This is a genomic window from Mycetocola sp., assembly GCF_046716805.1.
Classification (GTDB): domain Bacteria; phylum Actinomycetota; class Actinomycetes; order Actinomycetales; family Microbacteriaceae; genus Mycetocola_A.
In genome coordinates this window covers 1-13,876 of sequence record NZ_JBKJWH010000172.1, presented here as the reverse complement: position 1 = coordinate 13,876, position 13,876 = coordinate 1, and the positions used below count along the sequence as shown (strand labels likewise).

Below are 13,876 nucleotides of genomic sequence, written 5' to 3'. Positions count from 1 at the left end.
GCGAGACGGATGCCCCGAGACCGGCACCGATCCGGGTGAGGATGTCGTCGAGCATCGGGCCGGACGCACCGGAGCGGGACTCGGAACCCAGCTCCTCATGGTCGAACGCGGCCAGCACGCTGATGTGTCGCGCGTCCGGCGCGCCGAGCAGCGCGGTCAGCCCGGCATAGACCGAGGAGAGGTTGTCCATCCGGCCGGCCGCGAACAGGTTGTGGTCGGTGCCGAACCGTGCCGGCGACTGGGAGTCTGCGGTGAGGATGTCGTAGCCGGCCACTTCCCCGCCCCCGATACCGGCGAGGGAGGCAAGGTGTTCGACCAGGTCAGCGGAGCTCGCATCCCCGACCCCGAAGACCGGGGTCGTGTGCCGCTGCTTGTCGAGGGTGAGGCCATTGTTCTGCTCACGGTCGAGGTGGATCGCCAGCTGCGGGATCCGCAGAAACGGGCCCGTCCGCACGAGGTATTCCCGGCCGTCGCGGGCGACGAGGCGCCCGGCGAGCTCGAGTTCGCGGTCGAGCCACGAGTTCAGCAGCGGTCCGCCATAGACCTCGACGCCGGCCTGGAGCCAGCCGTGCGAGCCGATGGTCGGCTTGGGCTTGAGCTTGAAACCGGGTGAGTCGGTGTGCGCGCCCAGGATCCGGAACGGCGTTGTCGGGCCGGATGCCGCGGGCTGGCTCCACGCCACGACCGCACCGTCCCGGATCACATAGTGCTTGCCACCGGTCGGCCACTCCGCGGACTCCGCGAGCCCCGTGAACCCGGCGGCATCGAGGCGCCGGGCGACCTCAGCAGCCGCGTGGTACGACGACGGGCTCGCCTCGAGAAAGCGGGCGAAGTCGGTGATGTAGGCGGAGGTGTCTGGCGTGGCATCCATGTGCTCCATCCAACCATGCAGGGCCCAGCCGGGCTCGGCGCGGGACGCGCACACTCGACAGGATGCCCCGCCGGGAAAGGCGCTTTTGCCCCGGTTCAGCGTCTACCGCAACGAATGCACCCTGCTGAGCGCAACGGAAACTCAGCTGCGCAACGAGGCCAGGGCCGGGTGGCGGCGCAGCGCGGACTCGCCGACACTTCCCCACACCGCCAGCACGGCGAGCGACTCGGCGGCGCTCCCGCTGATGAGCACCGGCGGGCCGCTGCGAAGCCGCAGCACGACCTGCCCGGCGTCCGCGTGCACCTCGGTGATGTCCGAGTACGGGATCTCGAGCAGCTCGTCCGGCAGAAGAATCAGGATGCGTCGATCGCTGGCCGCGACGGATGCCGCGACCTCCGAGCTCCAGTCGGATCCCAGTGCGGTCGAGGCCCGAGCACGCGCCGCCGCGAGCATGCGCCGGCCGCTCGGCTGGGGCTGGCTGTGCCTCGCGAAGGCGACCGGGGCGGAGACGAAGACGGACTCGGTGGCATCCGTCGGGATGGCACCGGGCGACTCGGACTGCGGAAGCAGGCCGTGCGACAGGGCCCAGAGCAGATCGCGCGCCTTGGCGATACCGGCGCCGGCGGGGCCGATCGCTTCCCGTGCCTGCAGTTTGCGGATGTGCAGGGCACGGATGACGAAGAAGAGGCAGACCGCGGGAACGGCGAGGGCAACAGCGAGCGCCAGTTCCGACAGAAGCCAGACGATGGTCGCGCTCGGTGAGGACATGTCCGCTTCGACGGCCAGCCACAACCAGCCGAAGCCGAGGAACGCGACGATTCCCACCACCAGTGGCAGCAGAACGCCGGGCCGTTTCCTCACATTCCAACATTAGAGGTCGGTACTGGGTGCCATCGGCGCGCGGACCAACTCCGGGCGACTTCGAGGCCGCCAGCGGACGTCCGGTTCGGCACGGGCGGTTCGCAACGTCGGAGATTCCGCCCCGAACGCGGCCGCCGGCCCGCAAACCGCAGACTGGCCCGAAGATCTCCGAAATTGCGAACGCCACCACGGCAGCCGGCACCGTTTCCGGAAGAATCTTGCGGCCGGCACGGAATGCAACCCCCTTGCATGGGGGGCAACGCGCGCTCTTCACTGGTAGTACCCCGTGAAACTTCACTGGTAGTACCCCGTGAAAGGACCACACTCATGAGCACATCAGACCGCGATCCCGACGCTCGCACCCGAGCCTTCAACGCCGGCGGCCCCGAGGCCCACGGCTCGGTTCCGGCAGAACCGCAAGCCTCCTACCGGGAGGAAGTCACCGAACGGCAGAAAGAGCAGTTCGGCGGGATCAAGTTCGGCTCAGCCTTCTTCGGCTGGCTCGCCGCGACCGGCCTCGCTGTCCTCCTGACCGCGCTCGCGGCAGCCATCGGCGCCGCGGTCAGCGGCGGGGTGGAAGAAGCCGTCGACCAGACGGTCAGCACACCGTTCGGCAGCGTCATCGTCTACTCGATCATCGTGCTGGTGATTCTCTTCATCTCCTACTATTGCGGCGGATACGTGGCCGGCCGGATGGCCCGCTTCAACGGTGCCAAGCAGGGCCTGGCGGTCTGGCTGTGGGCGATTCTCATCGCCATCGTGGCAGCCGTGCTCGGCTTCGCGCTCGGCAGCAACTTCCTCGCCGACCTGAACAGCTTCCCGCGCATCCCGACGAGCGCCGAAGAACTGACCACCGCCGGGATCATCACCGCCATCCTCGCCGCCCTGGTCGCCCTCGGCGGAGCGATCCTCGGCGGAATGGCCGGCATGCGCTTCCACCGTCGCGTCGACCGCGCCGGACTCGGCCGCTGAGCCGCGACATCCGTTCATCGATCTGAGGAGAAAGCATGCTGAATTCACGCGATATCGGTGGCCTGCAGGGCGCGCCCGTGCTCGGCCGCGACAACGAAAAGCTGGGAACGGTCGGGCAGGTGTTCCTCGACTCGCAGACCGGCGCACCGAACTGGGTCACCGTGAAAACCGGGCTGTTCGGGCACAAGGAGACCTTCGTCCCGCTCACCAACGCCCAGTGGAACGGCGAGGAAATCCACGTGGACATCGACCGCGACACCCTCAAAGAGGCACCGCGCGTCGACACGGGTGAAGCGCTCAGCCCCCACAACGAAGAGGCTCTCTACCGTTACTACGGCCTCTCCGACCGCGACGACGACACCGCCGCGGTTGCCGCCCGCCCGGACGAGAACCGCGACCGCGACTCCACCATCGGCCCCAGCGGTCAGACGGTCACCCCGATTCCGACGGGTGTAACGGATGCCGACCGCTCGCGAAACCTCGATCGTGACGGATACCGCGACACCGACTACCGGGACACCGACTACCGGGACACGGATGCTTCGCGTCGCGACGACGACACCGCCGCGGGTGCCGCCCGCCCAGACGGCGCAGACGCACCGCGCCACGCGGACGCCGACCGCAGGAACGACGCCGACGACCGCCCCCGCAACCTCGACGAACTCCACCCGGGAGGGAACCAGCGCTACGGCACGAGCGATTCCCGGGACCTCCGGATGAGCGAGCAGCCCCTCGGCGAGCCGATTCCCCCGGCATCCGACGGTGCGATTTCGGGTCAGCCGACCGGACGGCACAGTCGCATGCGCCGGTACGACCCGGCCGACGGCGTGGATGCGAACGGTCAGAGGATCGACCAGAGCGAGCCGCCCAGAACCTTGTGAACGGGTAGCCGCCTGCCCCGGCGGTCCCCTCACACTGAAGGAAGGAAAATGAATGAGTGATTCAGCGGCAACCGGCGGCGACCCGGCAACGGTCGACGCCATGGCCCACCAGACGGTGACGAACGACGCCGTCGCGGACGCACCGGTCTACAACACGGACAACGATTCACCCCTCGCCGCGCGCGAGGCTGAAGTGACCGAGGAACAACACCTCGACGACCGCCACGCGACAGGCGAGCACTACGTTTCCGACCAGCACCACGCGATCGCCGGCGAAGACGACCCTTTGGACGACGTCTACAGGGATGACACGTTGGAAGCCGCGGCTGATGACCCCGAACTGAACGCCGGCAGGGGCGTCGATAACATCTGACATTCGCACGACGAGCGGGTCCGGGCGATTGAGCCCGGACCCGCTTTGTGATCTCCGTGAGAGGATCCCTCCATGCCGACCCGACTCCTGCTTCTCGCCGACACCCACGTGCCCAAGCGGGCTCGCGCGCTGCCCGAGGAGGTCTGGCGGGCCGTCGACGAGGCCGACGTCGTCTTCCACGCCGGCGACTGGGTCGAGGAGGCGCTCCTCGATGAGCTCGAGGCGCGCGCCGCCCGGCTGATCGGCGTGTATGGCAACAATGACGGGCTGCGGTCCCGCCTGCCTGAGGTCGCGAAGGTGACGATCGACGGCATCCGTTTTGCGATGATCCACGAAACCGGGCCGGCGACCGGGCGTGAGGCCCGCTGTGAGGCACAGTTCCCGGATGCCGACGTGCTGGTTTTCGGCCACAGTCACATCCCGTGGGACACGACGACGCCGCGCGGGCTGCGCCTGCTCAACCCCGGCTCGCCCACGGATCGCCGCCGCCAGCCCGTCTGCACCCTGATGACAGCGGTCGCCGACGCCGGAACGCTGCGCGATGTCACGCTCGTGCCGGTCTCGCGCCCCGCGTCGCAGCGCTGAGCGGGGGACCGCAAGCCCCTTGTCGCCCGTCGCCGCCGTTGCCTACGGTGAAGGTTCCGACGAAAGGGGAAATCATGAGCGACAACATCCAGGACGACAACCCGGCCACCGAGGGCGTCACGTCGGAGGGCGGCGTGTGGGGTGTCGGAGATCCCAAGGATGAGGAAGCCCTCGCCAAGCAGACGGTGACCAACGACGCCGTCGCCGGAGAGCCCGTCGAACAGGATGCCGCGTTCCTCGACGTCGACGAGGCCGATGTCGAGACGTCGGACACCGCGGCGAACGACGAGAACGACACCGAGAACGACACCGAGAACGACCAGCACCTGTTCAGCAACACCCACGGTGAGGTCGAACCGGGAACCGACAACCAGGACACCACGGTGTCGCAGCTGACCGACGCGCTCGACAGCGATGCGCTGGCCTCGAGCAACGCCCCAGAAACGGATGCCACCGGCTCGGAGCGCTGATCCGGCACCTCCCCGAGCGGCATCCGTCGCTCGGGGAATTGTCCATGTTGCCGCCCTAGACTGGTTTCCCGGCAGAGGCCCTGCCGCGAAACGAGGAGGCGGACTGTGCTGGTAACGGCGGCCCTGGTGCTCGATGTCATCCTCATCGTCGCCCTCGTACTGGCGCTGGTTTACGGATACACCCGCGGCCTGCTCCAGGTTGTCGGCGGGATCGTCGGCATGATCGCCGGTGGCATCGCCGCGTTCTTCGTGCTTCCGCTGGTCTCGACCTGGGCTGCCCTGTCGGTGTGGCGGGTGCCGCTGGCGCTTATCGCCGGCGTTCTGCTCGTCTCGATCGGATTCTCGCTCGGGGTGGCGATCGGCAACCTTGTCCGGCGTCCGTTGGACAGAACCCCGTTGCGGGCCGTCGACCGGATCCTTGGGGCCATCGCCAACGTCGCGGTGACCCTCGTCGTCGTGTCGCTGCTGTCCTTCGGCGCCCAGTCGCTCGGCGCTCCCCTGCTCACCCAGGCGATGGCGTCGTCCAATGTTCTGCGGACGATCGACGACCTCACACCCCGCCCGGTGGCATCCTTTCTCGCGCAGTTGAGGTCGACGATCGTCACGGACGGACTTCCGCGCCTCATCGACGCCGTCGGGGTGCCGTCAACCGCGCCGACGATCCCCGATGTGGCGCTGGACTCGCCGGCGTTGTCGCAGGCGGCCGCGTCGGTGGCGCGGATCACCGGCAGCGCGCCCGCGTGCGGCATCGGAAGCGTCGGCAGCGGTTTCGTCGCCGCCGACGACCGGGTCGTCACCAATGCGCACGTGCTCGCCGGTGTGACCGAACTCGTCGTCGAGGTTCCCGGTGAACTGCCGAAGCCGGGCCGGATCGTCTACTTCGACGCGGTCGACGACCTCGCCGTCATCGCGGTGGACGGTCTCGACGCCGCACCGCTCGCCCTCTCCCCCACCCTCGCGCCCGGCTCGAAAGCGGCATTCATGGGCTACCCGTACGGTGGCCCGTTCTCGGCGCAGGCCGCTGAGGTTCTCGGCAACGGATCCACTCTCGTCGCGGACATCTACGGGTCGAACCCGATCCAGCGCCAGGTCTCGACGCTCGCCGCGAACGTGCAGCAGGGCAACTCGGGTGGGCCGCTGCTCACTGTCGACGGCGCGGTCGCCGGTGTCATTTTCGCCAAGTCCGATGGCACCGCGAACGTCGGTTACGCCCTCGCCATGGAAGAGGTCCTGCCGGTCATCACGCAGGCTCCCGAGTTGACGGATGCTGTCGCGTCCGGTTCCTGCGTCGCCCAGTGAGCTGGCCGCGCTGGCGTGACCTTGCGCCCGCGCCAATTCACCCGTTGCGGACCAACTCACCCGGTACGCCGGATGATCTCGTCCGCAGTGCGTGAAAACGCGGCGACCCGAAGCGGTGGCAGCCCAACGCCGACCGCTGAGGAATAGGTTGTAGCTGCAACCGGTTGCCAGTAGGCATGGCCTCTCGCACCGCTTCCGTTCCCGCTCACCCAAGGACGTCTCGCGCCTCCTGATCTGGGTGGCATCCGTCGTGGTCGTCGCACTGGCAACCGCCGGGATCTGGTGGGGTGTCGCGTCCGCTGCGTCCGAGCCGGCCGTACCGGCGGCATCCGCTCTGCCGGACAGCACCCGGATGGGATCCGTCGAGCTCGTCACGGAGAACCTCGAGCCGATGCGTGCCTTCTATGTGGACGCCGTCGGCCTCGAGGTTCTGGCCGAGGATGCCGACCGGCTCAGCCTCGGATCCGGAGGCGATGAGGTTCTCAGCATCGCGCTCGCCGACGACCGCGCCGCCGATGCTCCGGCCGAGGCGGGCCTCTACCATTCGGCGATTCTGTACCCGGATGAGCAGTCCCTCGCCCGCACACTGTTGAACGTCGCCACGCTGGCGCCGGAAAGCTACACCGGCAGCGCAGACCACGCCGTGAGCCTGGCGTTCTACTTCGCCGACCCCGACGGCAACGGCCTCGAGCTGTATACGGACACCCCCCAGGATGAGTGGGTCTGGGAGGGCGGCCTCGTGCGGATGGGGTCGGCTCCGCTCGACCCGAACGCCTTCATGCAGGAGTACCTCGACCAGGCGCCAACCGACGGGATGCCGACCGACGCGACGCCGACGATGGGTCACGTGCACCTGCGGGTCGGCGACCTCGAAAGCGCCCGGGCGTTCTACGCGGACACGCTTGGTTTCGCGGTCACGGCGGAGGCCCCTGGCGCCGTGTTCTTCGCTGCGGGCGGGTACCACCATCACGTCGCGACGAACACCTGGAGCAGTGCGGGTGCCTCAGCTCGTCCCGAGTCGCTCGGGCTCGGCAGCCTCACGGTGCATCTCGGCGATGAATCGGCCCTCACCGCTGTCGCCGATCGGCTGACGGATGCCGGTGCGACCTTCACGCAGGACGCCGGCCTGCTGACGGTCGACGACCCCTGGGGCAACACCGTTCGGTTGCTCGCGGAGTAAGGGCGCTCGAAACTACTCGACGGCCTCGAACCAGGGCGTGTACGCCGCAACCTTGGTCGCGTACGGGGTGGGTGCGAGCATCCGCTTGACGGTTTCCCGAACGGTGATGTTCGCGACTCCGATGAGCGCGATCTTCTCCACTGGCACCGAGTCGGCCACGAGAACTTCTGCTTCGAGCAGCGCCTCGTACTCTTCATCGGTGCGCAGCTTGCGGAGCATCCGAACAGCGCTGGCGCTGTTGGCGGCGAACGGCGTCAGCGATCCGGCCGCATCGCCGTCGGCGACGACGACGTTCGCGAGTGCACCGACACCTTCGAGGGACACCGCGCCGATCGTCGTAACGAGCACGACGAAATCGTTGACCGACAGGCCGCTGACGTCGCTGGCGAGTCGAGTGTCGGACTTTCCCGAGCGGATGCTCCGCCACAGCGCCGCATCCGGCGAGAGGAAGAACGGGACAAAGGTCGACACCGGCGAATCCTGCTGGCCGGCGACGAACACGGTCTTGCGTGCTTCGCGATTCTCGGCCGAGGAGATGTCGACGACTGGAGTGGCGGCATCCGCGAGCAGGTTGCCCGTGCTCAAGATTTCGGGCAGGTTGCTGATGTGCGTCACGTGGTAGAGGCGCAACTCGGCCGCGTCGAACGGCGGGAGCTTCGCCGAAGCCGGTGCGACCTTCGGGGTGCCGGGCGTGCGGGCGGGGGTGCGACCGACGCGTTTGACCGCCTCTTTCGGTTCGGGCACGAACTCTGCCTTCGGGAAGCAGGTGTCGCAGAATCCCCGTTCGAATCCGTGCTTACATTCTTCGCTCACTGCAGTGCCTCTCGATGCGCGGCGTCGTTTCCGACTTCCGGAAGTGCCACTCTCCCTACGTTACGTTGATTTGCAGGAAGCGGGTTACAGCTCGGCCATCGCTGCAGCTGCTCAGGTGAGGAAATGGGCAGATTCTGCGGGTCGGCGGGAACTCCCGGTCGTCGAGCTGTCCTCAACTTCGGAGAATTTCGGCTCGTGCAGCGAATCGGGCTGGCTTGAGGCCTCCCGCGGCAAAATCTCCGAGGTTGCGAACGGCTACCGCGCTACAGGCTCCGGCCCGACTCCCACAGGTTGTCCGAGGTGCCGCTGATCAGGGTCGAAACGGAGATCGCCTGAGCGTCGGTGAATGACGCGATGTAGTCGACGACCGCGCGGCTCTGACCGAGCCGGGCGATGTCCGACGCACCCGTCCCGACTCCCGCGGCGGTGAAGAACTCGGGAGCCTCGTCGAGCAGTCCGCGGTACTCCTCCGTCGCCGCTTCGACCGAGTCGAGCAGCCTGCGGGGCGCGCGGGCGGCATCCGCCGGGTCGTTCAGCCACGCGTAGAAACCGTCGGCGAGCGCCTCGATCACCCTCGACTGGCCGCGCTGGTACACGGCGAGGTCGGAGCGGTCGAGCACGAACCGGGTGTGCACGAACTTGAGCACGACGACGTCGTGCCAGGCCTGCCGGCTCAACCGCACGTGCCCGCTGCGGATGTTGGGTTCACGTTCGACCCGGATGCTTCCCTTCAGCCGGTCGATCCACCGCCGGGTGAACGCGGACACCGCGCGGTCGGCTTCCAGTCCCCCGTCGTACGGGATGGTGAGCAACCCTTCGACGAGGTCCGTCGTGACGCGTTCGACCGAGTTGCGGAAGGCATCCGGGTCGGCGATCCAGGCATCCTTTGCCTGCACTTTGCGCCATGCAGCCTCGAGCGAATGCCCCGGCCGGCGAACAGCGAGCTCGGAGGGGTCGAGGACCGCGAGGTCCGATTGACCAGCGAGCCAGCCGTTCAGCTCGGCCGACACCGACGTGTATTGCAGCACCCCGGCACGGTAGAAGTCGTCGAGGTCGTGCACCGAGTAGGCGATGTCGTCGGCGATGTCCATGACCGAGCACTCGAGGGTCTGCTGGTGGGTGCCGATCGCCGGGAACGCCGACAACACATCCGCCATCTCGCGGGCGTCGATCGAGTAGGCCGAGAATTTCAGGGCTCCCGATGCCGCGTCCGTTCCGACTCCGCGGGGCAGTTCCTCCGCCGGGCGGGCGGGTAGCGCGCGCCATTCGCCGCGGGTCCACGGGTACTTCAGCACGGCGGCGCGCACCGCCTTGGTGAGGTTGAGGCCGCGCGGGGTGGCGTCGCAACTGTCCAGGGCGGTGAGGATGCGGAAGGTTTGGGCGTTGCCTTCGAAACCGTCGGGCAGGCCGAGGCGCTCGCGGGCGACGCGGTCGAGGACCTGCTCGCCGAGGTGGCCGAAGGGCGGGTGACCGAGGTCGTGGGCAGCCGCGGCGGCCTGCACGACGACGGGGTCGCATCCGCCGAGATCGTCGACGATCGCGCGCACGTGCTCGGACGCGTCGCGAAATCCGACAGCGATCGACCGGGCAACGGCCGACACCTTGAGCGAGTGGGTGAGCCGGTTGTGAACGATCGTGCCGGAGCCGGCCTGCGGAATCACCTGCGTGACCGCGGACAACCGGGTGAAGTACGGCGAGAAACGGATGCGTTCCACGTCGACGCGGAATTCGTCCTCACCGGTGGTCGATGGTTCGGTCAGGTTGCGGTCGCGGCCGCCGTTTGGGTGGGTGCGCGGGAAGCTCAGCATGGTGTCGCAAGCCTAGTAGCGTGCTCGCCCTGCGGAAACGACGCCTCCTCACTCACTCCGGACCGAAGCATCCGGCGCACCGCGTGAACCCGTCCGAATCGGGTGAATTCGCGCGAGGCGGCGGCATCCGGTCAGTGCGGAGAGACGCCCTCGAGCATGCCCCTGAGGAAGTGACGCTGCAGGAAGATGTACAGCGCCACCACCGGCAGCGCGACCATCACCGCGCCAGCCGCAAGCAGGGCGGTGCCCTGCGTGTACTGCCCCTGGAAGAACGCGAGGCCGAGCGGCGCCGTGCGCACGCTGCCGCTCGGTGACATCACGAGCGGGATGAGGAACTCGTTCCACGTCCACATGAACACCAGCAGCACCAGCGTCGTGATCGCCGGCCGGGCGTTGGGAACGAGGACCTGCCACAGAATCCGCATGGTCCCGGCGCCGTCGAGGCGGGCGGCATCCATCATCGAGCGGCTCGCCGAACGAAAATACGTCCGCATCCAGTAGGTGCCGAACGCGATCGACATGGCGATCTGCGGCAGGGCGACGCCCCAGATCGTGTTGGTGAGTCCGAGCATCCGCAGGTCGAAGTACAACGGAACGAGAAACGCCTCGGTCGGCACCATGATGCCGAGCAGGAACAGGTAGAAGAAGAAGGTGCCGCCCCGGAACCGCATCGTGCCGAGGGCGTATCCGGCGAGGATCGACACGGTGACGGATGTGACGACCACGAGAACCGCGACGGTGACGGATGTGAGCAGATACTGGCCGAACCGGCCGATTTCCCAGGCATCCGCGAAGTTCTCCCAGTGCAGGACCCTGCCTTCGCGCCCGACCGAGGCGCTCTGCGGGCCGAGAGCGAGGCTGAGGATAAGGCCGAGGGGGCCGAGAACGATGAGGGTGAAAACGGCGAGGATCAGGTAGTTCGCCGAAACCTCGAGCCGCGAGACCCTCACGACCGGTCCCCGATGCGGTTGACCGCGGCGGTGATCGCGAAGACGAGAATCGTCAGCGTGATGCCGATCGCGGTGGCGGTACCGACGTCACCCAGCTCGAAGGCGCGCCGGTACACCTCGTAGCTCGGCACCGTCGTGGAGGTGCCCGGCCCGCCGCCAGTGGTCACGTAGACGAGGTCGAAGGTCTTGAGAGCAGCGACGATGGTGAGCGTGAGCGCGACGGTGATCTCGCCGCGGATCGATGGCAGGGTAAGGGCGAAGAATTCGCGGACCGGGCCGGCACCGTCGAGCCGGGCGGCCTCGTAGAGTTCGCCCGGCACCCGGCTCATGCCCGCCATCAGGAGCACGGTGACGAGTCCGGTCGACACCCAGGTGCCGATGAGCCCGACCGCGGGGAGGGTCCAGGTGTAGTCGCCGAGCCAGGCGGTGGTCAGGGCATCGAGACCGATCAGCCGCAGGAAGCCGTTCAACGGCCCATCCGGTGCGTAGATCTGGCGCCAGGTGACCGCGACGACGACCATGGCGATCACTTGCGGAAGGAAGATGATGGTGCGGAAGAAGCCCATTCCCCGGACTTTCGCCCGGGTCAGCAGAGCGGCGAGCACCAGTCCGATGCCAAGCGGCAGGATCGCGTAGAAGAAGACCAGCACCAGGGCGTGGAGGAAGGCCTCCCGCAGCCGCTCGTCCGAGAACACGGAGAGGTAGTTCTCGAAACCGACGAACGTCGAGGCGCCGAGGCCGTCCCATTCGAAGAGAGAGAACTGCCCGGCGCGCACCAGCGGCACGAGTAGGAACAGTCCGTACAGCAGCAGAGCGGGAGCGAGGTAGGCGTAGGGGACCCAGGCACGACGCGACCGGCCGGGATGCCGCGAGGCCCCCCGACCGGAACGCCGGGAGGTTCCCCTGCCTATCGTCGCGACATCAGCCATTCGAGGTGAGGAACTCCGCGTAGTCGGCTTCGAGCGCTTCGGTGAACTGCTTCGGGGTGGTGCGGCCGTCGATCAGGTCCTGCAGGGACTGGCCGAGGGTGTCACCGAAGGTCGGCGTCGCGTAGTCGAGGTACGGCAGGAGGCTGCCGTCCTGAGTCACGTCCTCGAAGGCCGTGTAGACGTCGGAGAGCACGCCGGATTCCGGAGCGAGCTCTGCGGTGCGGTTCACCGGGAGGTTGCCGGTCTCCGCGAGGACCTCCATTGCGGCGTCGTTGGTGAGGAAGTCGATGTACGCCGCGGCGACATCCGTGTTCTCCGCCGCCGAGGTGATCGTGAACGGCAGGCCGGTGCCGCCGGTGGTTGCGAGCGTGCCGGCATCCGTTTCGGGAACGAAGAATCCGAGGTCGTCGCCCATCGCGTCGGCGAGGTCGGCGGTGAGCCACGACCCGCCGAGGAGGAAGACGCCGTTTCCGGCGGCGAGTGCCTGCCAGGCGGCGTCGTAGTCGGTGCCGTTGGCGCCTTCGTTGAAGTAACCGTTGTCGACCCAGCTCTGCAGTGCGGCTGCGGCCTTCTCGTTCTCCGGTGTCGTCCAGCTCGCGCCGGGGTTGCCGAGTCCGAGCCTGGTGATCTCGTCGGCGGCGACGTAGCCGCCCTGCAGCGGACCGAACACGTGGCCGGCCGGCCACTGCTCGATGTTGCCGAGCTGGATCGGGATCTCGCCGGCCGCCTTCGCCGTCGCCAGGGCGTCCTCGAAGGCTGCCCAGTCGCTCGGCACATCGAGGCCGAGCGTATCGAGCTTGCTCTTGGAGTAGAAGATCCCGACGACCTCGCCGACCTGCGGCAGACCGTACAGGTTGCCCTCGCCGAAGACCGCGGCGTCCTCACTGTAGGTGGAGTACTGCAGGATCGACTCCGCGTACCGGTCGAACCAGCCGTAGGCATCCGCGTAGTCATTGAGCGGTCGCAACTGATCGGCGGCGACGAACGCGCCCATGGTGTTGCGGCCGTTGTTGGCCTGCACCACGTCTGGGGCGTCCTTATCGGTGAGGGCGAGCCGGAGGGTGGTGTTCAGGTCGTCGAAGGCCTGCGAGTTGCGCTCGATGGTGACGTTCGGGTATTTCGCCTCGAAGGCGGCGTTGAGCTGCTCGATCTGCTCGTTCTGGGCGCCGCGTACCTCCTGGTCCCAGACGGTGAGGGTGATGTCGCCGACGCCGGAGATGTCAGTGCTGATCTCGGTGCTCTGCGGGGGCTCAGTGGGCTGACCGGTGCCGGGTGCGCAGGCGGCGAGGGTGACCGCAAGGGCGACGCCGCCAATTGCGACGGATGTCAGCCGGGTGGATCTTCTCATGGTGTCTCTTTCTAAGATGAGGCTGGTGCTCGCGGCAACAGGCGAGCCCGCAATCCATATTGGCTGAACCAGCCCATCACCATTCTCGCGTGACGGTGCCGCGGCTGTCGTCCGGCAGCGGATGCCGCGGGTTCGGCGGGCGGGACGGCACATCTGCAACTTCACTCACCCCGGCATGCCGCCACTTCACTCACTCCGGACCAATACACCCGGCATACCGGATGTTCCCGACCGCAACGCGTGAACTGACAGCAGGGTGGCCTCCCGAACCCGCCCTAAACGGATGCTACGCGGCCGGCGAGCCTCCGACGCCCGCCCGGCCGACGGCATCCCGCCACTTCACTCACTCCGGACCAATACACCTCGCGTACCGGATGTTCCCGACCGGAACGCGTGAAATCGCGGCGAGTGGGATGAGCTCGCCGGCAGAAGCGGATGCCACGCGACCGGCCGCGTCCGACGCCACGCGGGCGACGGCCTCCCACCTCTTCACCCGTTCCGGACCGATTCACCCGGCGCAACGGGTGGATCCGACC

At 67.8% G+C, this 13,876-nt stretch carries 14 protein-coding genes; 7 read left to right on the top strand and 7 right to left on the bottom strand.

Going from position 1 to position 13,876, the window contains the following annotated elements:
• Positions 1-871 (bottom strand): M18 family aminopeptidase (locus tag ACLQ62_RS14070; RefSeq protein ID WP_411722259.1); only part of this gene is annotated, 871 nt, incomplete at its 3' end.
• 141 nt (positions 872-1,012) lie between these two features.
• Positions 1,013-1,732 (bottom strand): hypothetical protein, encoded by a 720-nt coding sequence (locus tag ACLQ62_RS14065; protein ID WP_411722258.1) that lies wholly within the window; start codon positions 1,730-1,732, stop codon positions 1,013-1,015.
• 327 nt (positions 1,733-2,059) lie between these two features.
• On the opposite strand from ACLQ62_RS14065, the gene ACLQ62_RS14060 reads away from it, so the two are divergent.
• The 7 genes from ACLQ62_RS14060 to ACLQ62_RS14030 all read left to right on the top strand — a co-directional run bounded on the left by ACLQ62_RS14060 (position 2,060) and on the right by ACLQ62_RS14030 (position 7,492).
• Positions 2,060-2,704: a TIGR04086 family membrane protein gene (locus ACLQ62_RS14060; RefSeq protein WP_411722257.1), complete on the top strand. Its 645-nt coding sequence runs from the start codon at positions 2,060-2,062 to the stop codon at positions 2,702-2,704.
• A gap of 35 nt (positions 2,705-2,739) precedes the next feature.
• Positions 2,740-3,585 carry a PRC-barrel domain-containing protein gene (locus tag ACLQ62_RS14055; RefSeq protein WP_411722256.1) on the top strand — a complete coding sequence of 282 codons (846 nt, stop codon included), beginning with the start codon at positions 2,740-2,742 and terminating at the stop codon, positions 3,583-3,585.
• Positions 3,586-3,637: 52 nt separating this feature from the next.
• A complete protein-coding gene (locus ACLQ62_RS14050) occupies positions 3,638-3,958 on the top strand; it encodes a hypothetical protein (protein WP_411722255.1) in 321 nt (106 codons plus the stop codon).
• Positions 3,959-4,030: 72 nt separating this feature from the next.
• Positions 4,031-4,543, top strand: a complete 513-nt coding sequence (locus ACLQ62_RS14045) for a metallophosphoesterase family protein (RefSeq protein WP_411722254.1) — start codon at positions 4,031-4,033, stop codon at positions 4,541-4,543.
• Between the two features lie 74 nt (positions 4,544-4,617).
• Complete coding sequence (locus ACLQ62_RS14040; RefSeq protein WP_411722253.1) at positions 4,618-5,013, top strand: hypothetical protein; 396 nt, start codon at positions 4,618-4,620, stop codon at positions 5,011-5,013.
• Between the two features lie 105 nt (positions 5,014-5,118).
• The gene (locus tag ACLQ62_RS14035) at positions 5,119-6,312 is read left to right on the top strand and encodes a MarP family serine protease (protein ID WP_411722252.1); all 1,194 of its coding nucleotides are present in this window, start codon (positions 5,119-5,121) and stop codon (positions 6,310-6,312) included.
• 238 nt (positions 6,313-6,550) lie between these two features.
• On the top strand, positions 6,551-7,492 hold the full coding sequence (locus ACLQ62_RS14030; RefSeq protein ID WP_411722251.1) for a VOC family protein: 942 nt from the start codon (positions 6,551-6,553) through the stop codon (positions 7,490-7,492).
• A gap of 12 nt (positions 7,493-7,504) precedes the next feature.
• On the opposite strand, the gene ACLQ62_RS14025 is transcribed toward ACLQ62_RS14030, so the two are convergent.
• The 5 genes from ACLQ62_RS14025 to ACLQ62_RS14005 all read right to left on the bottom strand — a co-directional run bounded on the left by ACLQ62_RS14025 (position 7,505) and on the right by ACLQ62_RS14005 (position 13,340).
• Entirely contained in the window at positions 7,505-8,236 is a 732-nt protein-coding gene (locus ACLQ62_RS14025) for a DarT ssDNA thymidine ADP-ribosyltransferase family protein (RefSeq protein ID WP_411722250.1), read from the bottom strand.
• A gap of 332 nt (positions 8,237-8,568) precedes the next feature.
• Positions 8,569-10,113, bottom strand: coding sequence for a deoxyguanosinetriphosphate triphosphohydrolase family protein (locus tag ACLQ62_RS14020; protein WP_411722249.1), 1,545 nt, complete (start codon positions 10,111-10,113; stop codon positions 8,569-8,571).
• A gap of 131 nt (positions 10,114-10,244) precedes the next feature.
• Positions 10,245-11,063, bottom strand: coding sequence for a carbohydrate ABC transporter permease (locus ACLQ62_RS14015; RefSeq protein WP_411722248.1), 819 nt, complete (start codon positions 11,061-11,063; stop codon positions 10,245-10,247).
• Positions 11,060-11,992 carry a carbohydrate ABC transporter permease gene (locus ACLQ62_RS14010; RefSeq protein ID WP_411722247.1) on the bottom strand — a complete coding sequence of 311 codons (933 nt, stop codon included), beginning with the start codon at positions 11,990-11,992 and terminating at the stop codon, positions 11,060-11,062. The genes ACLQ62_RS14015 and ACLQ62_RS14010 overlap by 4 nt, the downstream gene beginning before the upstream one ends.
• Positions 11,985-13,340 carry an ABC transporter substrate-binding protein gene (locus ACLQ62_RS14005; protein WP_411722246.1) on the bottom strand — a complete coding sequence of 452 codons (1,356 nt, stop codon included), beginning with the start codon at positions 13,338-13,340 and terminating at the stop codon, positions 11,985-11,987. Before ACLQ62_RS14005 ends, ACLQ62_RS14010 begins: the two co-directional genes overlap by 8 nt.
• Positions 13,341-13,876: the final 536 nt, after the last annotated feature.